Source organism: uncultured Selenomonas sp. (assembly GCF_963528755.1).
GTDB lineage: Bacteria > Bacillota > Negativicutes > Selenomonadales > Selenomonadaceae > Selenomonas.
This window is the reverse complement of sequence record NZ_CAURXA010000005.1, coordinates 49823-69629: the sequence shown is the minus strand read 5'-3', so window position 1 is coordinate 69629 and position 19807 is coordinate 49823. Positions and strand designations below refer to the sequence as shown.

Here is a 19807-nt window from a genome sequence, read left to right as displayed (position 1 = left end):
ATCGATCACTTCGCCGCATTCTCTTTGGTAAAGGTCTTCTCCACCACTTCGCCCTTCTGCCCGATCGCGCCCATATCCTTGCCATTCAGAGAATAGTTGAGCGCTCCGGCATTGCCCGCCGTGATGCGCACCTTGTCCTTACCCTTGAGCGTCAAGACCTTGCCCTTTTCAGCCGTCCCCTCGAACTCCGTCTTGCCGTCAACGACGACTTCTGTCCAGCAGAGATCGGTGAAACTGAGCTTCACCTCTACACCGTCGGCTGCCGGCTTCGGCGCGGCCTCCGTCTGCTTCTGTCCCGGCTTCTGCCCCTGCTGCGTCTGCGTCTTTGCACGCGGTGCGGGAGCACTCGGCTCTTCGTCTCCGCCGAAGGCGATGAGCGCCACCAAGGCGACGGCGAAGACGGCCACCGCCACCATCAAGGCGTTGCGAACGCCATGGGAGCTCTTCTCCATCGGATAACTTTCAAGCGAGGTGATCTTCGGCCCTCGGTATTCTTCCCTGTTCCTTTCCACGGGCTGCACCTGCCTCGCTTCTTCCGCAGAAGAAGACTCCGCCGCCTCGTGCAGTTCTTCCTGCGGGTGCATCTCTTCGTTGAAAGCGTTTACGATCTCGTTGGCATTAAGCTTCAAATAGTTTGCATAATTGCGGACAAATCCCTTCGCATAGACCTCGCCGGGCAATGTCTTGTATTCGCCCTTCTCGATTGCATCTATATATAAAGCGCGTATGCTCGTAGCCTTTTCAATATCTTTGATCGATAAATTCTGCCTCTCGCGTTCCCTGCGCAGAAGATCGCCTATCATCAAAATTCATCCTTTCCGAAAGCTCCCCAATAAAACTTCCCATTCCATTATACCGTCATAGAAGAGAAAAGACAATAAGCGCGAAAAGCACGCGGTGCAAGAATAGGAATTAAATCTCAATAAAAGACTCGCGCCGCAACAAGCAGCGCGAGTCTTCGATTCCTATAATCAGAGAAGAACCTTGTGCGAGAGGTTCACACGTCCCTGCTTGTCGATCTCGACGACCTTGACTTCAAGCTCATCGCCTTCATGCACGACGTCCTCGACCTGAGCGACGCGATGGCGCGCGAGCTGGGAGATGTGGCAAAGCCCCTCCTTGCCCGGCAAGATTTCAACGAAAGCACCGAAGTTCATGATGCGCGTGACTCTACCCTTGTAGACAGCGCCGACTTCCACATCGCGCACGATGTCCTCGATAATCTGCTGCGCCTTCTTTGCGCCCTCGCCGTCCGCCGCCGCGATGAAGATTGTGCCGTCCTCCTGGATGTCGATCTGCGCCCCCGTCTCGTCGATGATCTTCTTGATCGTCTTGCCGCCCGAGCCGATGACCTCGCGGATCTTGTCGACATGGATTTTCATGACCGTGACGCGCGGCGCATAGGGTGAGAGATCGGCTGCTGGCTTGTCGATGACGGCGAGCATCTTCTCTAAGATGAAGGCGCGGCCGCGCTTCGCCTGCGAGAGCGCCGAAAGGAGAATGTCGCGCGTGATGCCGGCAATCTTGATGTCCATCTGGATCGCCGTCACGCCCTTCTCCGTGCCCGCGACCTTGAAGTCCATATCGCCGAGCGCGTCCTCCATGCCCTGGATGTCCGTCAGGATCGTATAGTGGTCACCGTCCTTGACGAGTCCCATGGCGACGCCCGACACGGGACGCTTGATCGGAACGCCCGCGTTCATCAGCGAGAGCGTGCTGCCGCAGACGCTTCCCATGGAGCTTGAGCCGTTCGACTCCAAGACCTCCGACACGAGGCGGATCGTATAGGGGAACTCATCGAGCGAGGGAATCATGGGCAGGAGCGCACGCTCCGCCAGAGCGCCGTGACCGATCTCACGCCTGCCGGGGCCACGTGCGGGACGCGCCTCGCCGACGCTGTAGCCGGGGAAGTTGTACTGATGAATGTAGTGCTTCGACTGCTCGGGACCGAGACCGTCGATGATCTGCTCGTCGCCGACGGAGCCGAGCGTCGTGATCGTAAGTACCTGCGTCTGTCCGCGCGTGAAAAGCCCCGAGCCGTGCGTGCGCGGCAAAAGGCCGACCTCGCAGCTCACGGGGCGCACCTCATCGAGCGCACGCCCGTCGGGACGAATCTTCTCATGCGTGATCATGCGGCGCACGCTCTCCTTGACGATCTTGTGCGTGACGGCGGCGATCTCCTTGGCATTCTCGGGATAGTCCGCGAGGAAATGCTCCAGAACCTCCGCGCCGATGGCGGCGATATGTTCGTCGCGGTCGAGCTTGTCGGGATTGCGCACAGCTTCGTCGAGACGCGAAGAAGCGTAGTCGCGAATCGCCCGATCGAGTTCTTCTGGCGCGAGGAAGAGCTTGACCTCGCGCTTCTCCTTGCCGCAGGCGGCGACGATCTCCTGCTGGAACTCGACGATGCGCTGAATCTCCTTGTGTCCGAAGAGGATCGCTTCGAGGATGACTTCCTCGGGGAGCTCATTCGCTCCCGCCTCGACCATCATGACGGCGTCGTGCGAGCCGGCAACTGTCAGATTCAAGTCGGAAATTACACGCTGCGCCTCCGTCGGATTGATGACGAGTTCGCCGTCGACGCGGCCGACCTTGACGCCTGCGATCGGTCCAGCAAACGGGATGTCCGAGACGCAAAGAGCGCACGAAGCGCCGATCATGCCGGCGATCTCGGGAGCATTGTCCTGGTCGACGCAGAGCACCGTAGCGATGATCTGCACATCGTTGCGGAAACCCTCGGGAAAAAGCGGGCGGATCGGACGGTCGATGAGACGGCTGCAAAGAATCGCCGATTCGCTCGGACGGCCTTCGCGCTTGATGAAGCCGCCCGGAATCTTGCCGGCAGCGTACATCTTTTCTTCGAAGTCAACCGTCAGCGGAAAGAAGTCGATTCCCTCGCGCGGCTCTGCCGACGCAGTCGCCGCGACGAGCACCACCGTATCGCCGTAACGGACAAGAACGGAGCCGTTCGCCTGCTTCGCCATCTTCCCGTGCTCGATGATCAGCGGACGGCCTCCAACCTGCATTTCAAAACTCTGCATTTGAGTTCCTCCTAAATTTTCACTCTTTGATTCATGACCTTATTCGACAAAAAAACGCATTATCCTTGCCACATGCAAAAAAAGGCGGGAACAAATCCCCGCCTCTCTCTTACTTCCTCAAGTTCAGTTTTGCGATAATCGCGCGATAGCGCTCGATGTCACTGTTGTAGAGGTAGCTCAGAAGCCTCCTGCGATGACCGACCATCTTCAAAAGGCCGCGTCTCGAATGGTGATCCTTCTTGTGCTCTTTCAGATGCTCCGTGAGGTAGACGATACGCGCCGTCAAGAGCGCGATCTGCACCTCGGGCGAACCCGTGTCGCCTTCGTGTACGGCATTTTCCTCGATAATCTTCTGCTTCGCTTCCTGTGTCAGCATGAATAAGCCCTCCTAAGCGTCTCTCTTTTCTCCTGCAGCCACGGCATCGTCGGAGAAATCGGTGTCGTAGCTGTGGAATTACTTAAAACGTCTATGGCATTATAGCACAATTTCTTCGCCCTTGCAAGCCTTCGGCATGCACCTTCCGGCATATATCCGGCCTCAAAGACCGAGTTTTCTGCTGTAGTCTCCAAGGTAGCGCTCGAAGTTGACGCCGTAGCGGATGTCCGTGCCCGCCTCCTTCGTCCAGGCGATGCACTCCACCGTATAGTCGACGGCGATACGTGCTGCCTCCGCGATCGGCTTGCCGCCGACCGCCGCGCCAACGAAGGCGCTGCCGAACACATCGCCCGTACCGTGGTAACTGCCCGGAATATTCTTGCCGAGGACATAGCAAACATCGTCCGCCGCCGCATCATAAACCGCCGCGCCAAGTTCCTTGTCGTCAAAATAGACGCCCGTCAGCACGATATGCTTGACGGGAATCGCCTTCGCCAGACGGCGCAGCAGACCTTCCACATACTCGCGCGTGTAGGGACCTTCCGCGTAGTCCTCACCGAGCATGAACGCCGCCTCCGTCATGTTGGGCAGAATGACGTCCGCCTTGGAGCAAAGCCCCTTCATCGCCGGCGGGAATGTCTCGTCGAAAATGGAATAAAGCTTGCCGCCGTCCGCCATCACAGGGTCGACGAAGAGCAGCGTATCCTTGTCCGCCAAGGCGGAGAAAGCATCGCCGACAAGCTTAATTTGCTCGAAAGATCCGAGAAAGCCCGTGTAGATGCCGTCGAATTTCAGACGAAGCGACTGCCAATGCGCGACCATCGGCGAGATGTCCTCAGTCAGGTCACGATAGGTGAAGCCCGTGAAGCCGCCCGTATGCGTCGACAAGACCGCCGTCGGCAGCACCGAGCACTCGACGCCCGCCGCCGATATGATCGGCAAGGCCACCGTCAGCGAGCACTTCCCCACGCCCGAAATATCATGAATCGCCAAGACTCTCTTCTGTCTTTCCATTTTTATAGCCTCTTTTCGATTGGTAAGCTTCCGCTGCATAGCTGCAGCAGACAGGTGGATGTTTGTCTCACGCGCCGAAATGGCCGATCCTTACGCCGATTTTCTGCGCAAGCTCTTCTATATCGTCGGTGCCCGTTTCCATGCCTGCGAAAAGCGGGATAGCGGCGCACGTTCTGGCATCATCCAAGGCGCGGTGGTGGCGGAAATTGATATTGAGGTGTGCGCCTACGGTGTTGAGCTTGTGATCGTCAAGACCAGGCCAGACCTTGCGTGCGATGCGCACGGTGCAGCATGTGCTAAAATCCGGCGCCTGCAGGCGATTGGCAAGGAGCGACGCCTTGAGCACGCCCATGTCGAAGGACGCATTGTGCGCGACGACAATCTTGCCAGCAAGGCGCTCCTTCAGCTCTTCCCATACCTCGGCGAAGGTCGGCGCATCTGCCACATCTTTGGGGCTTATGCCGTGGATGCCGATGTTGAAGCTGTCGAAGCGAAGTCCGGGCGGTTGGATGAGCGTCGACCATCCTTCCTTTAGCTGTCCGTCCCGCACCTCTACGGTAGCCACGCTGCAGGCGGAGTTCATGCTGCCCGTCGCCGTTTCAAAATCAATCGCGATATAGTTCATCATGGCGATCACCTCGCAAAACACTTTCTGCGGCACTGCCGCGCCGTACACACGCCGAGGGACGCTGCCTCTCCCGCGTCCCCCGGACACGCCTGCCGCTTCGGTCTTCTTCGAAGTTCAGGCGTTCTTTTTCTTCTGCAGATACTCGTCGATGGCGGCGGCCGCCTTCTTGCCTGCGCCCATCGCCAGGATGACGGTCGCCGCGCCCGTCACTATGTCGCCGCCCGCGAACACGCCTTCCTTCGTCGTAGCGCCCGTCTCCTCGTCAGCGACGATGTTGCCGCGCTTCGTCGTATCCATGCCGGGCGTCGTCGTCGCGACGATGGGATTCGGCCCCGTGCCGATGGACATGATGACCGTATCGACGGGAAGCTCGAACTCCGAGCCTTCGATGGGCACGGGACGGCGGCGTCCCGAATCGTCCGGCTCGCCAAGCTCCATCTTGATGCAGCGGATCGCCTTGACCCAACCCTCTTCGTTGCCCAAGATTTCGACGGGATTGTTCAGCAAGCGGAAGTCGATGCCCTCTTCCTTCGCATGGTGTACTTCCTCGCGCCTTGCGGGCAGTTCTTCCTCGCTGCGGCGGTAGACGATGTAGACTTTCTCCGCGCCGAGCCGCAGAGCCGTGCGCGCTGCGTCCATGGCGACGTTGCCGCCGCCGACGACGGCAACGCCCCTGCCGACGTGAATCGGCGTCGCAAAGTCGGGGAAACGGTACGCCTTCATGAGGTTGCAGCGCGTCAGGAACTCGTTGGCGGAATAGACGCCGTTGAGATTTTCACCGGGGATGTTCATGAAATGCGGCAAGCCCGCGCCCGTGCCGACGAAGACAGCGTCGAAGCCCTCTTCTTCCATGAGTTCGTCGATCGTATAGAGCCTGCCGACGACGGAATTCAGCTCGATCGTCACGCCGAGCTTCCTGAGGTTTTCGACTTCCTTCTGCACGACGCCGTCCTTCGGCAGGCGGAACTCAGGGATGCCGTAGGAGAGCACGCCGCCCGCGACATGCAGCGCCTCGAAGATCGTCACGCGGTAACCCTTTTTCGCGAGATCGCCGGCGCACGAAAGTCCCGCAGGACCTGCGCCGATAATCGCGACCTTCTGCGCGTCCGGGGCGAACTCGACGGGCTTGACCTCTTCTTCCTGTGCGAGCTGCCAATCCGCCGCGAAGCGCTCAAGTCTGCCGATGCCGACAGGCTCGCCCCGCTTGCCGAGGATGCAGAGCTTCTCGCACTGGTTCTCCTGCGGACAGACGCGGCCGCAGACGGCAGGCAGCGCATTGTCGCCCTTGATGATGTCGAGCGCCGCCGCAAAATCGTGCGCCTTGATCTTCTGGATGAACTCGGGGATGCGCACGGACACGGGACAGCCCTTGCGGCACTGCGGCACCTTGCAGTTGAGACAGCGCTCGGCTTCGGCGATCGCTGTTTCCTCATCGTAGCCCAACGCCACTTCTTCAAAGTTGTGGGCGCGAACCTTCGGGTCTTGCTCAGGCATCTTATGTTTTTCCAGCACCAACGCCATGTCAATTCCTCCCCAAGCCGATGTTGCAGATGTGATCCTTTTCCTTCGCTTCCTGCGTGCGGTACATCCTGCCGCGCGCCATCAATCCCTGGAAATCGACGAGATGACCGTCGAACTCGGGGCCGTCGACGCAGGCGAACTTCGTCTCCTCGCCCACCTGCACGCGACAGCCGCCGCACATGCCCGTACCGTCAACCATGATGGGATTGAGGCTCACGATGGTCTTGATGCCGTAGGGGCGCGTGGCTTCGGCGACGCTCTTCATCATGACGCCCGGGCCGATCGCCGTGACCTGGTCGATCTTCTCGCCGCGCTTCACGAGTTCTTCGATGGCGTTCGTGACGAACCCCTTGATGCCGTAAGATCCATCGTCCGTTGTGATCAGAACCTCGTCGGAAATCGCCCTCATGCGCTCTTCAAAGATGAGGATGTCCTTCGTCTTCGCACCGAGAATCGAGATGACCTTGTTGCCAAGCTCATGCGCCGCGCGTGCGATCGGATAGACGGGCGCGACGCCGATGCCGCCGCCGACGAAAACGACGGTTCCCATGTGATTGGAAAGCTCCGACGGCTGCCCCAGAGGGCCGACGAAATCAAGAATAGAATCGCCCTCCTGGAGAGAGGCGAGAAGCTCAGTCGATGCGCCGACGACCTGGAAGAGGATCGTGACGATTCCCTTTTCGCGGTCGAAGTCAGCGATCGTCAGCGGTACACGCTCGCCTTCCTCATTGACGCGCAGGACGATGAACTGCCCCGGCAAAGCCTTCTTCGCCACGCGGGGCGCCTCGATATCGTACTCAAGGATGCCCGGTGACAACTCTTGCTTCTTTAAGATTCTGTACATTCCAATGCCCCTCCTCTGCATTAAAAACAAAGAATCAGTTTTCTGACACACCCTCTATCCTTCGGCAAATATGCCGCCCAGATACTCATCAATCCCCGTGCGAATCGGCATGAGGTAGACGTGTTCGCCCTTTGCCCGCGCTTCTGCCAAAACATCACGTGCGAACGCGATGCTCCATGCAAGCGTCGGTTCGAAGTCCTTCGGGAACACGACCTGATTCTTCGTCTCCCAATAGCTCTCAGAGCGCTGCGAGGTCACGGGCGAGAGCCCCCAGTAAACCTCGATGCCTTCGAGCATGTCCGCATACATCGCGAGGAAGCGGCGATCGAAAAACGGCTGTGTGAAGAAGCCGACAGCGCCCGCCTGCAGTTTGCGGCGGATGCGGTAATCTTCCTGCCTCATGCTGCCGCGATACTGGTCGATGCCCGCAAAGACTCGAATCTCGGGCATTTCCTCGCGGAACTTCCGTATGACGTCGATGCTCTCCGTCGGATAGACTGTGTGCGCCATGTTCTGCGGCGCATCTCCCTCGATGACGAGGACTTCTCGAATCGCATGTTCGCGCAGGTATTCCGCCATGGGCAGCGGCTTCGTGATGTCGATGTCCATGGCGCGGATGTGCGGCACAGCGGGGAAAGTCTCGCCCGCAATCGCCGCGCCCTCCCAACTGCGCACGGGAAGTCGCAGGAGGTCGGGGACGTTGATGAGATCGATCTTTCCCTCATATTTTTTCGTCTGCGCGAGTTCTTCACGCAGCACCGCTTCATCGCGCGGCACAAGTTCAAGCGACACTTTGCTCATATCAATCACCTGCTCAACTCTAAAGGATACGCTTCTCGCACAGCCGCATCCATCGTCTCGAATGCCGGAATGAAGCGGGTCAAAATCTCCGCCACCAAAGCCCTTGCACGCGCGCTGTCATAGATATGCGTCAAATCATTACGCGTGCGCAACATGTCGAGCCACACGTCTTCCTCAAGAAAATCAAAGTAGCGGTATGCCGCCTTGATGATCTCCCTTGGCGAGCCCGAAGCGGCAGTCGCCTTTCCCTCGTAACGCAGAAGCTCTTTCAGCACCTTCCAGCCAAGTTCAAACTGAATGAAAAACTTGTCGATGATACCGCTGATGATGAACTCATTCTCCAAATCCTGCAGCGGAGCCTGCGCCAATACATGCAGATGACGGGAAAATTCTTTATATCTTTTCATACAAGATCACCCCATCGCGCAAAATCTCTGCGACAAGCTCCGCCGACGGCGATTCATTCATGTTGACGATGTCAAACGTCAGCAGCGTGTCCACTTTCTCCTCCACATCAAACGCGAAATCACGAAAATCGGCACAGTCATAGACGGCGATATCCACATCACTTTTCTCCGCTTGCAACCTGCGCGCCCGTGAGCCAAAAAGCACCAGTTTTCCTACATCGTAGCGCTTTGCCAGCTCCCGAAGCTGGGCGAAGATTCTTTCCTCGCGCACCGTCCAACGAAGTTGCGGCTCAGCCATCGTTTTCATTCGCATGACCTTCCCTTGTGCTCCAAGCGCCTTGCTTCCTCAGAACAATCCCGTGATTCTGCCGTCTTCCGTGATGTCCATATCCATCGCCGCCGGATGCTTGGGAAGCCCCGGCATCGTAAGAATGCTGCCCGTCAGGGCGACGACGAAACCCGCGCCCGCCGCGAGGCGAAGCTCGCGCACTGTGATGCGAAAGCCCTCGGGCCTGCCGAGAAGCGCGGCATCGTCGGAAAGCGAATACTGCGTCTTCGCCATGCACACGGGCATCTTGTCGAAGCCCAGCGCTTCCAATTCCTCAAGCTCTCTTTGCGCTTCCTTCGTGAAGTCGACGCCTGCCGCGCCGTAAATCTCACGCGCAATCTTGCCGATTTTTTCAGGAATCGTCTCCTTCTCATCGTAGATATAGCGAAAGTCCGCCTTCTTTTGAAGCGCCGCCTCGACCTTCTCGGCAAGCGCCTCGCCGCCCTCGCCGCCCTTCGCCCAAACTTCGGACAGAGCGACCTCGGCGCCGAGCGCCTCGCACTCGCGGCGCACGAAATCAAGCTCTTCGGACGTATCGGTCGGGAAGGCGTTGACGGCGACGACGGCGGGCAAACCGAACTTCTGCACGTTCTCGATGTGCTTGGCGAGATTCGCCATGCCCTTTTTGAGTGCCGTCATGTCAACCCTCTCCAATTCCTTCTTGGGGAGTCCGCCGTGCATCTTGAGCGCACGCACCGTCGCGACGATGACGACGGCGTCGGGTGAAATCCCCGCAAATCGGCACTTAATGTCGAGGAACTTCTCCGCACCGAGGTCGGCGCCGAACCCCGCCTCCGTCACGACGACGTCGGCAAACTTCAACGCGAACTTCGTCGCCATGATGCTGTTGCAGCCGTGCGCGATGTTGGCAAAAGGACCGCCGTGGATGAAGACGGGCGTACCTTCGAGCGTCTGCACGAGGTTCGGCTTGATCGCGTCCTTGAAGAGCAGCGTCAGTGCGCCCGTCGCGCCGAGCTCATTGGCACGCACAGCTCTGCCCGAGCGCGTGTAACCGATGACGATGCGTCCGAGACGCTCCTTCATGTCCATGAGGTCGCGCGAGAGACAGAGAATCGCCATCATCTCCGACGCCACCGTGATATCGAAACCCGTCTCACGCGGTACACCGTGCGCCTTGCCCCCCATGCCGATGACGACATGGCGCAGTGCGCGGTCGTTGAGGTCGAGGACGCGCTTCCATGTGATGCGGCGCACGTCGAGATCGAGCGCGTTGCCCTGCTGGATATGGTTGTCGATGATGGCGGCGAGGAGGTTGTGCGCCGTCGTGATGGCATGAAAGTCTCCGGTGAAATGCAGGTTGATGTCCTCCATCGGCACGACCTGCGCATAGCCGCCGCCCGCCGCGCCGCCCTTCATGCCGAAGCACGGCCCCATCGACGGCTCACGAAGAGCCGCCGCCGCCTTGCGGCCTCGGCGAGAAAGCGCATCGGCCAGCCCGACGCTCGTCGTCGTCTTACCCTCGCCCGCCGGCGTCGGATTGATCGCCGTGCAGAGGATGAGCTTGCCGTCCGGCCTGTCCTTGACGCGCTGCCAGGCGTCAAGCGTGACCTTCGCCTTGTATTTGCCGTAAAGCTCCAAATCATCAGGCGCAAGGCCGATCTTCGAAGCAATCTCCTCGATCGGCTTCATCTTTGCCGCCTGCGCGATTTCCACATCAGATTTCATGGCTGCTCCTCCTCACTTTTCCACTCGCATCTTCGCCGCCTGCACCGTGTTCGCCATAAGCGTGGCGATGGTCAAGAGTCCGACGCCGCCGGGCACGGGCGTGATCGCACCCGCGACTTCCTTCACGGCGTCAAAATCGACGTCGCCGACAAGCTTCTTCTCGGCGATACGGTTGATGCCGACGTCGATGACCGTCGCGCCGGGCTTCACCATATCCGCCGTCACGAAGCGCGGCTTTCCGACGGCAGCGACGAGAATATCCGCCTCGCGTGCGACAGCGGCGAGATCTTCCGTGCGCGAGTGACAGACTGTGACCGTCGCATTCTCTGCAAGCAAGAGATGGCTGATCGGCTTGCCCACGATATTGCTCCTGCCGATGACGCAGGCACGTTTGCCCGCGACGGGAATCCCCGCGAGCTTGAGCATCTTCATGCAGCCTGCAGGCGTGCACGGCACGAGCGCTTTTTCCCCCGCCACGAGGCGGCCGATATTGATCGGATGGAAACCGTCGACGTCCTTTTTCGGGTCGATGCGCTCGATGATCTCCGCCGCGCTCTTCGCGAGGTGCGCGGGCAGAGGAAGCTGCACGAGGATGCCGTCGATGCGGCGACTCGCATTGAGCCGGTCGATCTCGGCGAGAAGATCCTCCTTCGTCGTCGTTTCGGGCAAAGCGATCAGAGCGGAAAAAAAGCCGAGCGCCTCGCACGCGCGTTCCTTGTTGCGCACATAAACCTCAGACGCCGGATCTTCGCCGACGATGACGACGGCAAGCCCCGGCATCCTGCCGAGTACGGTGCGCAAAGCCAGCGCCTCCTCTCGCGCCTCGTCCTTGATCTTTTGGGCAAAGACCTTGCCTTCGAGCAATCGGGCTGTCATATTTCACTCCCCCATCAAACGTACAAGCTCGCCACGGTAAAGATGAGCATGGCGATGGAAACGATGCCGTTGCGCATGAAGTAGCGCTGCGTGACGCGGCTGTAGTCGTCAGCACTCACGATGCGGTGCTGATAGACGAGCGTCCCTGCCGCGACGCCCACACCGATGAAGTACGGCCACTGCAGTTCCATGAGGATGCCGAGGCCATAGAAGCACGCGATACTCGCGGCATGCACGAAGCGGCAGATGACGAGCGCGCCGTGCGCCGTGAACTGCGTCGCCAGCGAGTGAAGCCCCTCCGAGCGGTCGAACGCCTCATCCTGTGAGCCGTAGACAGCATCGAACGCGCCAATCCAGAGCGCCACGGCGACGCAGAGGACGACGGCGGGCAGAGGAAGCTCTCCCGTCACCGCGACCCAGCTGCCCGCTGGCGCCATGGCGATGGCGATTCCCAGCACCAAGTGGCACAGGAATGTGAAGCGCTTCGTATACGGATAGATCAAGAACGGCACGACAGCGACGGGCAGAAGCCAAAGACAGATTGGTCTGAGCTGCGCCACCGCCAAGATACAGACGATGAGATAAAAAACGATCGAGAGCTTCGCCTCGCGCGGCTTCAAGTCGCCGCGCACCATGGCGCGTGAGGCAAGCCGCGGCTGCTTCTTGTCGTACTTCAAGTCGGCGAGGTTGTCCAAGGCGAGCGCCGCACTCCTCGCGCCTGCGATGGCGACCGTGATCCAGACGAGATCCATCACGGGCGGCATCCCTCCCGCCGCCAGAAATGCGCTCATGTAAGCAAACGGTAGGGCGAAAACGATATGATGGAGCGCGATGTTGTTGATGTGCGCACCGAGTTTAGCCAAGTCCGAGTTCCCTCCACTTCGTATCGACGCGCGCCTTGACCTCGTCCGTCATGACGATCTCGTCCGGCCATTCGCGCGTATGGCCTTCCTCCGGCCACGACTTCGTCGCATCGATGCCGAGTTTCGTGCCCCACTTCGCCATCGGCGAGGAGTGATCGAGCACATCGAGAGGCCCTTCGACCATCTCAAGATCGTATTTCGCGTCGATGTTGTTGAAGACGCGCCACCAGACTTCCTTCATGTCCTGCACGTTCACATGCGCGTCGACGACGATGATCATCTTGCAGAACATCATCTGCCCCATGCCCCAGATCGCATGCATGACGCGGCGCGCCTGCATCGGGTACGTCTTCTTGATGGAGACGACGCAGCAGTCGTGGAACACGCCTTCGAGCGGCATATTGATGTCGACGATCTCGGGCGCGATCTGCTGCAGGAGCGGCAGGAAGATGCGCTCCGTCGCCTTCGCGAGGAAACAGTCCTCCATCGGCGGCTTGCCGACGATCGTCGCCGGATAAATCGGATTCTTGCGGTGCGTGATGCAGGTGATGTGAAACACGGGGTAATCGTCCGCCAGAGAATAATAGCCCGTGTGGTCTCCGAACGGCCCTTCGCGGCGACGTTCGCTTTCCAGCACATAGCCCTCCAAAACGATCTCGCTCGTCGCCGGCACCTCGATGTCGACCGTCTTGCACTTGACAAGCTCGACCGACTTGTGACGCAGAAAGCCCGCGAAGACCATCTCGTCAATGTCGCGCGGCAGGGGCGCCGTCGCGGCATACGTGAGGACGGGATCTGTTCCAATGGCAACAGCGACCTCGATGCGGTCCTTGCCCTGCTCCTTTGCCGCACGGAAGTTCTCCGCACCGTTTTTATGAATATGCCAGTGCATGCCCGTCGTATTCTTGTCGTACTTCTGCAGACGATACATGCCGACGTTGCGCTTGCCAGTCTCGGGATTTTTCGTAAAAACGAGCGGCAGCGTGATGAAGGGGCCGCCGTCCTCGGGCCAGCACTTCAAGATCGGCAAGATGTCGAGCGACGGATTGTCCATCTCTACGACTTCCTGGCACGGCGCTTTCTTGACGTACTTGGGGAAGTTCACCGCCTTGCGCATCTTCGGGATGAGCGTGACGAGATCCATCTTGTTCGCGAGCGAGATCTTCGGCAGACGCATGAAATCGCGCAGATCATCGGCGATCTCGTCAAGACTCTCAACGCCCAGAGCGATGCTCATGCGTTCCATGCTGCCGAAAGCGTTCATGAGCACGGGCATGTCGTAGCCCTTGACGTTCTCGAAGAGCAGCGCGACGTTCTTCTCGCCCTCCATCTTGGAAACACGGTCGGTGATCTCGGTGATTTCGAGTTCGGCGTCAACCTCCGTCTTGATGCGGCGCAAAAGCCCGCGCGATTCCAGTTCCTCGATAAACTCGCGTAAATCCTTGAAAGCCACGAATATTCCTCCTTATTTGCGCAAAACGAACCGAACGATGACGTAGCTGATCTCATAGAGGAGGATCATGGGCACGGCGATCATCGTCTGAGAAAAAACATCGGGCGTCGGGGAAATGACAGCGCCGATGACGAAAGACAGAAACACCACGATGCGCTGCTGCTTCCAGAGAAAGGCAGAGCCGACGAACCCGAGCTTCGCGAGAACCACGATGATGAGCGGCAGTTCAAAGATGCAGCCGAAAGGCAGGATGAACGCCAGCACGAAGTCAAGGTACTTGCCTAAGGAAAAAAGCGGCTCCAGATTGTCCGTGCCGAAGCCTATGAAGAAGCGGATGGCGGCGGGCAACACAAGGGTGAAAGAAAAGACGATGCCAACGACGAAGAGCACGACGGAAAGCGGCACGATGAGGAGAAGCGCCTTTCTCTCGCGCACGGTCAAAGCCGGCAGGATGAAGCGCCAAATCTCATAAAAGATGATGGGCAGAGCGAGCAAAAAGCCGCCAAAGACCGCAATCTTCAGATAGGTGAAGAACGCCTCTGCCGGCTGCATGTAGTAGAGTTTTCCCGCAGGCGCCGTCAAGCAGCGCATGATCTCGTCGATGTAGAAGTAGGCGACGCCGCTGCCAACGGCGACGGCGACAATCGAATAGATCAGCCGCTTCCGCAGTTCTTCGAGATGCGCGATGATGGACATGCTGCCGTCCCTGCGCTCCTCCGGCGCCTGCTGCCCCGCTTGTTCTCGCGGCTCAGACAGCTGCTGCATCGACGGCTCGTGCATCTGCTGGATCGGCGGCTCGGACGGCTGCTGGATCTGCGGCTCGTGCCCTGCCCCTGCCTGTCCATCGTTCAAGCCTTGCGGCTGCTCATGCTTTTCGTACGTCATTTTTCGCTCTTCTCATCTTTTTTAGCAAGCGTCGACGACTCGGGCGTGACGTCGACGGTGCTCTTTTCGACCTCGTCCTTGCCTTCCTTGAACTCCTTCACGCTCCTGCCGAGCGCCTTGCCGATCTCAGGCAGTTTGCGCGGGCCGAAAATGATGAGTGCGACGAGGAGGATGGCTCCAAGCTCATAAAGGCTCAGCATTTTCTATCTCCCCTCGCTTTCCTGCTTCTTCGCTGCATCGCCTTCTGCGGCAGTCGTCTGCGCCCCATTCATCGGCTCGGGTGCAAGCGGCTGCTGCCCCGCCGGCGGTTCGGCAATCGTCTGCATCGGCGGCTGCTGCACACTCGGCGGCGCGGCGCTTTCGATCGGCTTATTCACGTCGGACATCAGATTGTTCGTCGCCTTTTTGAACTCGCTGAGACCCTTGCCAACGGCACGGCCGATCTCGGGCAATTTGCCCGGGCCGAATACCACGAGCGCAATGATGAGAATGAGGATGAGCTCAGGAAAGCCCAAATTAAACATAGCTTTTCCCCCTTAAAGAACTGCACAAAGCAGAACTTGCATACTTCAAGCAAAACTTACGATTCGCGCTTCGCGATATAGTCCGCCGCCTTGCAGAAGGTATCACGCACCTTGTCGGGCAGAGTGACAGGCAGAGCCTCCTTCGCCTCGATCAGGAACTCACGCACCTTGGCACGCGCATATTCGATGCCGTCAGAGGCACGCACGATGGCGAGTGCACGCTCGACGTCTTCGCGCGTCATCGAAGGATTCGTCACGATGGAAAGAAGTTCTTCGCGCTCGGAGCTGACCTCAAGCGCACGAATCACGGGCAAAGTCACGATACCCTCATGGATGTCGTTGCCCGCAGGCTTGCCGATCTTCTTTTCGTTCGAGGTCAGGTCGAGAAGGTCGTCCGTGATCTGGAACGCCATACCGACGTACTTGCCGTAGGCATGAAGCCCCCGTTCCGCCTCCGCGCCGAGATTCGTCGCGATGGCGCCAAGTTCGCAGCAGATGGCGAGGAAATTCGCCGTCTTTTTCGCTATGCGCTCATAATACTCCTCGACATCACGCGAGGCGCGATAAAGTTCCTTGTTCTGGATGATCTCGCCCGAGCTCAGATCCATGATGAGCTGCGCGATACGCCTCGAAACGCGCTCGCCGAAGCCGTTCTCAACGATGAGAAGAAACGCTCTCGCGAAGAAGTAGTCGCCCGAGAGAATCGCCTGTTGATTGCCCCACATGGCATTTGCCGTCACCGCGCCGCGCCGTGTATCGGCATGATCGAGCACATCGTCATGGACGAGCGACGCCATGTGGATCAGTTCGAGTGCAACGGCGAGCGGCATCATTTTTTTCGCGTCAAAATCCTTGCTGGAGCGTGCCGCAAGCAAAAAGAGCGCAGGGCGCAGCCTCTTGCCGCCGGACTTCACAAGATGCGTGCCGATCTCCGTGATGCGATCTACAGGCGAGACGACCGCCTGCAGAAGCTCTTCTTCAAGCAAGGCAAGATCTTTCTTTATCAAGAGAAACATCGAATGGATGAACATCCCATCACCTACATGCCTACAATTTCATAATGCTCTCATAAGTGTACACCATTCAAGCATTTTTGTCATGAATTTTCTTTTTGGAGCAGTGCTAATCGATTTTTTCATCGAGTTCCCTTTGCTTCTCGATGAGATCGGCAAGCGAGACATGATCAATGACGTCCTTCATTGCCTCATGCAGCTTTTGCCACAGAAGAAGCGTTGCACATCGTTCGTGCCTTGGACAGTCATTCTCCTCCATATCCATACAGGCAACGGGAGCGAGACTGCCCTCAATTAAATGCAGGATGCTGCCCGCCGTATATTCCTGCGGTGAACGCATCAAGCGATAACCGCCCTGCGGTCCGCGGCTGCTCTTGACAAAGCCCGCCTTGTTCAGCACGGAGACAATCTGCTCCAGATACTTTTCCGAAATCTCCTGCCTTCGCGCAATATCCTTGATGCGTACAGGCTCGTTCTGCCCGTTCATGGCGATATCCATCATGAGCCGCAGCGCATATCGCCCTCTCGTAGAAATCTTCATTTCTTTTCCTCCGCTTGGATTTTTCCTGCGTTTCTCGTGGAAGCACGGATAAACTCAGGACTTTCTTGTATATCGTTCCTATATGATATGTTTATGCACGTTCTATTATAGCGCATTTTCTTCTCGCTGTCTCCCTTGCAAATTCCTGTGCATCCCTTATAATATTCTTATGAATACCATTCCAAGGAGGAGTCCATCATGCCAACACCACACAACTCCGCTGAAGTCGGCGATATTGCCGAGCGCATCCTGCTGCCTGGCGATCCCCTGCGTGCGAAGTACATCGCTGAAAACTTTCTCACGGAGGCTAAAGAATACTCGCATGTGCGCAACGTGCTCGGCTATACGGGAAGCTACAAGGGCATGCCCGTTTCCGTGCAGGGGACGGGCATGGGCATGCCGTCCATCGCCATCTATGTGCATGAGCTGATCAACGTCTACGGTGTAAAGAAGCTCATCCGCGTCGGCAGCTGCGGTGCACTCGCCAAGGATCTCCACATCCGCGATGTCGTCATCGCGCAGGGAACGACGACGGATTCTTCCATGCCGAAAAACATCTTCGGCGCATCCGTCAACTTCGCACCGCTCGCCGATTTCTCGCTGTTGGAAAGTGCCGTACACCATGCGCGCGAAAAACATCTGCCCGTGCGCGTCGGCAACGTGCTGTCGCAGGATCGCTTCTACGACGACGAGATCGACTTCGCCAAACTCCTCAGCTACGGCGTGCTCGCCGCCGAGATGGAAACGGCGGCGCTCTACCTGATCGCAGCCAAATTCGGCGTGCAGGCGCTCGGCATCTTCACGGTCAGCGACCACATCACCTGCGACGAAGCGCGTGCAACGCCCGAAGAGCGCGAACGCTCCTTCAACGACATGATCGAGCTTGCCTTGGAAAGCATCCTCAAGGAATGAAAACAAAGAAACCGCACGGCAACATGCTGTGCGGTTTCTTTTCGCTCTCATGCAACCAAAACCGTCCGCCATGTTCAAAAGGCGGACGGTTTTGTGTATGCAGCTTACTGATGCAAAGAGGCATACGACCAATCATTGACGCCCAGCATGCGGATGGAGATTCTCATGCCGGCAGTCGTCGGATGCAGAGACAGTGCGAAGTATTTCTCCGTACCGTGGTCGTTGATCTTGAAGATGCTGTCGAAGTGGTTTCCTACACCATAGAAACTCAGGAACGTCATCGGATAGGTGTTGAACGTCCCATTGCGGAAAAAGGCGACGAGGTTATTGTCAGCGTCGTACCAATGACCATCAAGGTAATCATAGGCGCTGTCGGGCACTTGGAACCATTCCTTGTGGACGTTGACGCCGTTCAAGTGTACCGTCGGGCGGAAGAACGGGTTGTTCTTCTCCTTGTCGTTTGCCGCCGCATTGGAATATTCGACTGGCACGTTGCGGAAGCCGTTCGGTTCCTGCACCTGCACGGCTGCAGCAAAATTGCCGGGGCTGCCCGCCATCGTGATCATATCCATGCGGAAGGTATTGAGCCTGCCGTCGCGCACGATGGCAAAGAGATTGCCGTTGTCGTCGTACCAGTTCCCCTCAAGGAGATCCAGTTCGGAATATGCGTGCGCCTGCGGCGTCGCCAAGAAGAGCGAACACGCGAAAAGCGCAGCAGCAAGGAATTTTTTCATGTTTTCTGCCTCCTGATTTCAAAATTATTGCCTACATCAAATATTTTTATTCTTCACCAAGGCTTAAACTCCTGCTTCTTTGCCTAAACTACCCAAATTTTAAGGAAACGATGATAAGACGAAATCGCCCAGATTCGTGAAGATGGGCGGCTGAATTTATCAGCGGTTCCTGAAGGAAGGGACTTTGTTCAACAGAAGAAGCGGTCGACGCGAATCACAGGATGATAGATTGGATGACGTTCCTCAATTGCCCGTGTGAGGAAAAAACGCACATCTTCGTTCGTCATCTTGCATGCGGGAGCAACTTCAACATCAAAGATGAGTTTCTTGCCGCCGCCCTTTGCCGTCGTCATGCGAAAGTCATGGATGGATTCACCCAGCTTGTTCTCGCGCATGATGGCCTCCACCTCTGCACGCGCACGCTCAACCTCAGGATCGTCCGTGACGACGGGATCCATGTGGACGGTCACGATGATATGATACTTCCTGCGCAGAAGTTCTTCAACTCCGTCGATGATCTCGTGCGCTTTGAGGAAGTCCATCGAGGCGGGCACCTCGGCATGTACCGAAGCGAAGATGCGCCCTGGGCCGTAGTCGTGGATGATGATGTCATGCACGCCCGTGATCGCGCGGTGCTTGAGCACCGTCTTCTCGATTCCCTCAACGAGCGCGGGATCGGGCGGCTGCCCGAGGAGCGGCTGCAGCGTGTCGCGCGCCGCCTCCCAGCCACTGTGCAAAATGAAGAGCGCGACGAGGACGCCCGCCCAGCCGTCGATGTCGATTCCCGTCGCATAATGGAACGCGAGGCTGGCGACGACGACGACGGTCGCGATGCAGTCGTTCAGACTGTCCGCCGCCGCCGCACGGATTGCCGCCGAGCCAATGCGCTCGCCGATCGTCTTGTTGAAGCGGCCAAGCCAGAGCTGCAGCGCGATGGACGCCGTGAGGATCACGAGCATCGAAACGCTCACCTCGGGCGGTTCGGGCGCGAGGATCTTCTCTACGGAAGCTTCCAATAGCTTGAAGCCGATCAGGAGGATCAGCCCCGCGATGCAGAAGCCCGCAATGTACTCGACCCTGCCGTGCCCAAAGGGATGCTCGGCATCCGCCGGCTTCGCCGCGAGACGAAAGCCCAGGAGCGTCGCAATGGACGCCGCTGCATCGGCGAGGTTGTGCACGGCGTCGGCGACGACGGAGACGGCACCACTCATGAGGCCGAGCGCAAGTTTGATGGCGCTGAGGAGGAAATTGACTGCTATGCCGACGCGGCCGCTCAGATTCCCGTAGGCAAAGCGCACCTCGGGCAATGCCGTCTTGTCATGGTTCTTGACGAAACGGCGGAAAAGAACTTCGTACATGC

General features: G+C 58.3%; 22 protein-coding genes. 1 reads left to right on the top strand and 21 read right to left on the bottom strand.

Translation table 11 applies throughout. The features are described from left to right. Positions 1-5 precede the first annotated feature (5 nt). From RWS31_RS07160 to RWS31_RS07070, 19 genes are all read right to left on the bottom strand, one after another. Positions 6-803 carry a RodZ domain-containing protein gene (locus RWS31_RS07160; RefSeq protein ID WP_314597085.1) on the bottom strand — a complete coding sequence of 266 codons (798 nt, stop codon included), beginning with the start codon at positions 801-803 and terminating at the stop codon, positions 6-8. A gap of 168 nt (positions 804-971) precedes the next feature. Then, positions 972-3041, bottom strand: coding sequence for a polyribonucleotide nucleotidyltransferase (locus tag RWS31_RS07155; RefSeq protein WP_314597082.1), 2070 nt, complete (start codon positions 3039-3041; stop codon positions 972-974). A 109-nt stretch (positions 3042-3150) separates the two neighbouring features. Further along, the gene (gene rpsO, locus RWS31_RS07150; RefSeq protein WP_006192940.1) at positions 3151-3417 is read right to left on the bottom strand and encodes a 30S ribosomal protein S15; all 267 of its coding nucleotides are present in this window, start codon (positions 3415-3417) and stop codon (positions 3151-3153) included. Between the two features lie 162 nt (positions 3418-3579). After that, positions 3580-4431 (bottom strand): pyridoxamine kinase, encoded by an 852-nt coding sequence (locus RWS31_RS07145; protein WP_314597080.1) that lies wholly within the window; start codon positions 4429-4431, stop codon positions 3580-3582. A gap of 67 nt (positions 4432-4498) precedes the next feature. Next, on the bottom strand, positions 4499-5059 hold the full coding sequence (locus tag RWS31_RS07140; protein WP_314597079.1) for a 3'-5' exonuclease: 561 nt from the start codon (positions 5057-5059) through the stop codon (positions 4499-4501). Between the two features lie 114 nt (positions 5060-5173). Further along, positions 5174-6580 carry an NADPH-dependent glutamate synthase gene (gltA, locus tag RWS31_RS07135; RefSeq protein ID WP_314597077.1) on the bottom strand — a complete coding sequence of 469 codons (1407 nt, stop codon included), beginning with the start codon at positions 6578-6580 and terminating at the stop codon, positions 5174-5176. Position 6581: 1 nt separating this feature from the next. Next, on the bottom strand, positions 6582-7424 hold the full coding sequence (locus RWS31_RS07130) for a sulfide/dihydroorotate dehydrogenase-like FAD/NAD-binding protein (RefSeq protein WP_314597075.1): 843 nt from the start codon (positions 7422-7424) through the stop codon (positions 6582-6584). 54 nt (positions 7425-7478) lie between these two features. After that, complete coding sequence (locus tag RWS31_RS07125) at positions 7479-8225, bottom strand: methylenetetrahydrofolate reductase (RefSeq protein WP_314597073.1); 747 nt, start codon at positions 8223-8225, stop codon at positions 7479-7481. A 5-nt stretch (positions 8226-8230) separates the two neighbouring features. Next, the gene (locus tag RWS31_RS07120) at positions 8231-8632 is read right to left on the bottom strand and encodes an HI0074 family nucleotidyltransferase substrate-binding subunit (RefSeq protein ID WP_314597071.1); all 402 of its coding nucleotides are present in this window, start codon (positions 8630-8632) and stop codon (positions 8231-8233) included. Next, positions 8619-8939: a nucleotidyltransferase domain-containing protein gene (locus RWS31_RS07115; RefSeq protein WP_314597069.1), complete on the bottom strand. Its 321-nt coding sequence runs from the start codon at positions 8937-8939 to the stop codon at positions 8619-8621. Before RWS31_RS07115 ends, RWS31_RS07120 begins: the two co-directional genes overlap by 14 nt. 39 nt (positions 8940-8978) lie before the next feature. Beyond that, the gene (locus RWS31_RS07110; RefSeq protein ID WP_314597067.1) at positions 8979-10646 is read right to left on the bottom strand and encodes a formate--tetrahydrofolate ligase; all 1668 of its coding nucleotides are present in this window, start codon (positions 10644-10646) and stop codon (positions 8979-8981) included. 12 nt (positions 10647-10658) lie between these two features. Beyond that, on the bottom strand, positions 10659-11522 hold the full coding sequence (folD, locus tag RWS31_RS07105) for a bifunctional methylenetetrahydrofolate dehydrogenase/methenyltetrahydrofolate cyclohydrolase FolD (protein ID WP_314597065.1): 864 nt from the start codon (positions 11520-11522) through the stop codon (positions 10659-10661). Positions 11523-11536: 14 nt separating this feature from the next. Next, on the bottom strand, positions 11537-12385 hold the full coding sequence (locus RWS31_RS07100; protein WP_314597064.1) for a 4-hydroxybenzoate octaprenyltransferase: 849 nt from the start codon (positions 12383-12385) through the stop codon (positions 11537-11539). Further along, positions 12378-13838 (bottom strand): menaquinone biosynthesis decarboxylase, encoded by a 1461-nt coding sequence (locus tag RWS31_RS07095; RefSeq protein ID WP_314597062.1) that lies wholly within the window; start codon positions 13836-13838, stop codon positions 12378-12380. The genes RWS31_RS07100 and RWS31_RS07095 overlap by 8 nt, the downstream gene beginning before the upstream one ends. A 12-nt stretch (positions 13839-13850) precedes the next feature. Next, the gene (gene tatC / locus RWS31_RS07090) at positions 13851-14723 is read right to left on the bottom strand and encodes a twin-arginine translocase subunit TatC (protein WP_314597060.1); all 873 of its coding nucleotides are present in this window, start codon (positions 14721-14723) and stop codon (positions 13851-13853) included. Beyond that, positions 14720-14923 (bottom strand): twin-arginine translocase TatA/TatE family subunit, encoded by a 204-nt coding sequence (locus RWS31_RS07085; RefSeq protein WP_006192925.1) that lies wholly within the window; start codon positions 14921-14923, stop codon positions 14720-14722. Before RWS31_RS07085 ends, tatC begins: the two co-directional genes overlap by 4 nt. A 3-nt stretch (positions 14924-14926) precedes the next feature. Then, complete coding sequence (gene tatA, locus RWS31_RS07080; RefSeq protein ID WP_314597055.1) at positions 14927-15247, bottom strand: twin-arginine translocase TatA/TatE family subunit; 321 nt, start codon at positions 15245-15247, stop codon at positions 14927-14929. Positions 15248-15303: 56 nt separating this feature from the next. Continuing rightward, entirely contained in the window at positions 15304-16278 is a 975-nt protein-coding gene (locus RWS31_RS07075) for a polyprenyl synthetase family protein (protein WP_314597053.1), read from the bottom strand. A 91-nt stretch (positions 16279-16369) separates the two neighbouring features. Beyond that, positions 16370-16801 carry an Rrf2 family transcriptional regulator gene (locus RWS31_RS07070; protein ID WP_009645666.1) on the bottom strand — a complete coding sequence of 144 codons (432 nt, stop codon included), beginning with the start codon at positions 16799-16801 and terminating at the stop codon, positions 16370-16372. Positions 16802-16999: 198 nt separating this feature from the next. Between RWS31_RS07070 and deoD the strand changes: the two genes are divergently transcribed. After that, positions 17000-17713, top strand: a complete 714-nt coding sequence (gene deoD, locus RWS31_RS07065) for a purine-nucleoside phosphorylase (protein ID WP_314597050.1) — start codon at positions 17000-17002, stop codon at positions 17711-17713. 104 nt (positions 17714-17817) lie between these two features. On the opposite strand, the gene RWS31_RS07060 is transcribed toward deoD, so the two are convergent. Further along, positions 17818-18447 carry a hypothetical protein gene (locus tag RWS31_RS07060; RefSeq protein WP_009645735.1) on the bottom strand — a complete coding sequence of 210 codons (630 nt, stop codon included), beginning with the start codon at positions 18445-18447 and terminating at the stop codon, positions 17818-17820. 188 nt (positions 18448-18635) lie between these two features. Next, entirely contained in the window at positions 18636-19805 is a 1170-nt protein-coding gene (locus RWS31_RS07055) for a cation diffusion facilitator family transporter (RefSeq protein ID WP_314597049.1), read from the bottom strand. Between the last annotated feature and the right edge of the window lie 2 nt (positions 19806-19807).

Excerpts from the sequence above, each read along its gene's own strand:
- gltA (WP_314597077.1), bottom strand. The coding sequence starts at position 6,580 with ATGGCGTTGGTGCTGGAAAAACATAAGATGCCTGAGCAAGACCCGAAG.
- folD (WP_314597065.1), bottom strand. The coding sequence starts at position 11,522 with ATGACAGCCCGATTGCTCGAAGGCAAGGTCTTTGCCCAAAAGATCAAG.
- rpsO (WP_006192940.1), bottom strand. The coding sequence starts at position 3,417 with ATGCTGACACAGGAAGCGAAGCAGAAGATTATCGAGGAAAATGCCGTA.
- RWS31_RS07110 (WP_314597067.1), bottom strand. The coding sequence starts at position 10,646 with ATGAAATCTGATGTGGAAATCGCGCAGGCGGCAAAGATGAAGCCGATC.
- RWS31_RS07060 (WP_009645735.1), bottom strand. The coding sequence starts at position 18,447 with ATGAAAAAATTCCTTGCTGCTGCGCTTTTCGCGTGTTCGCTCTTCTTG.
- tatA (WP_314597055.1), bottom strand. The coding sequence starts at position 15,247 with ATGTTTAATTTGGGCTTTCCTGAGCTCATCCTCATTCTCATCATTGCG.
- RWS31_RS07155 (WP_314597082.1), bottom strand. The coding sequence starts at position 3,041 with ATGCAGAGTTTTGAAATGCAGGTTGGAGGCCGTCCGCTGATCATCGAG.
- RWS31_RS07125 (WP_314597073.1), bottom strand. The coding sequence starts at position 8,225 with ATGAGCAAAGTGTCGCTTGAACTTGTGCCGCGCGATGAAGCGGTGCTG.
- RWS31_RS07120 (WP_314597071.1), bottom strand. The coding sequence starts at position 8,632 with ATGAAAAGATATAAAGAATTTTCCCGTCATCTGCATGTATTGGCGCAG.
- RWS31_RS07055 (WP_314597049.1), bottom strand. The coding sequence starts at position 19,805 with ATGTACGAAGTTCTTTTCCGCCGTTTCGTCAAGAACCATGACAAGACG.
- RWS31_RS07160 (WP_314597085.1), bottom strand. The coding sequence starts at position 803 with ATGATAGGCGATCTTCTGCGCAGGGAACGCGAGAGGCAGAATTTATCG.
- tatC (WP_314597060.1), bottom strand. The coding sequence starts at position 14,723 with ATGACGTACGAAAAGCATGAGCAGCCGCAAGGCTTGAACGATGGACAG.
- RWS31_RS07140 (WP_314597079.1), bottom strand. The coding sequence starts at position 5,059 with ATGATGAACTATATCGCGATTGATTTTGAAACGGCGACGGGCAGCATG.
- RWS31_RS07070 (WP_009645666.1), bottom strand. The coding sequence starts at position 16,801 with ATGAAGATTTCTACGAGAGGGCGATATGCGCTGCGGCTCATGATGGAT.
- RWS31_RS07130 (WP_314597075.1), bottom strand. The coding sequence starts at position 7,424 with ATGTACAGAATCTTAAAGAAGCAAGAGTTGTCACCGGGCATCCTTGAG.
- RWS31_RS07075 (WP_314597053.1), bottom strand. The coding sequence starts at position 16,278 with ATGTTCATCCATTCGATGTTTCTCTTGATAAAGAAAGATCTTGCCTTG.
- RWS31_RS07115 (WP_314597069.1), bottom strand. The coding sequence starts at position 8,939 with ATGAAAACGATGGCTGAGCCGCAACTTCGTTGGACGGTGCGCGAGGAA.
- deoD (WP_314597050.1), top strand. The coding sequence starts at position 17,000 with ATGCCAACACCACACAACTCCGCTGAAGTCGGCGATATTGCCGAGCGC.
- RWS31_RS07145 (WP_314597080.1), bottom strand. The coding sequence starts at position 4,431 with ATGGAAAGACAGAAGAGAGTCTTGGCGATTCATGATATTTCGGGCGTG.
- RWS31_RS07085 (WP_006192925.1), bottom strand. The coding sequence starts at position 14,923 with ATGCTGAGCCTTTATGAGCTTGGAGCCATCCTCCTCGTCGCACTCATC.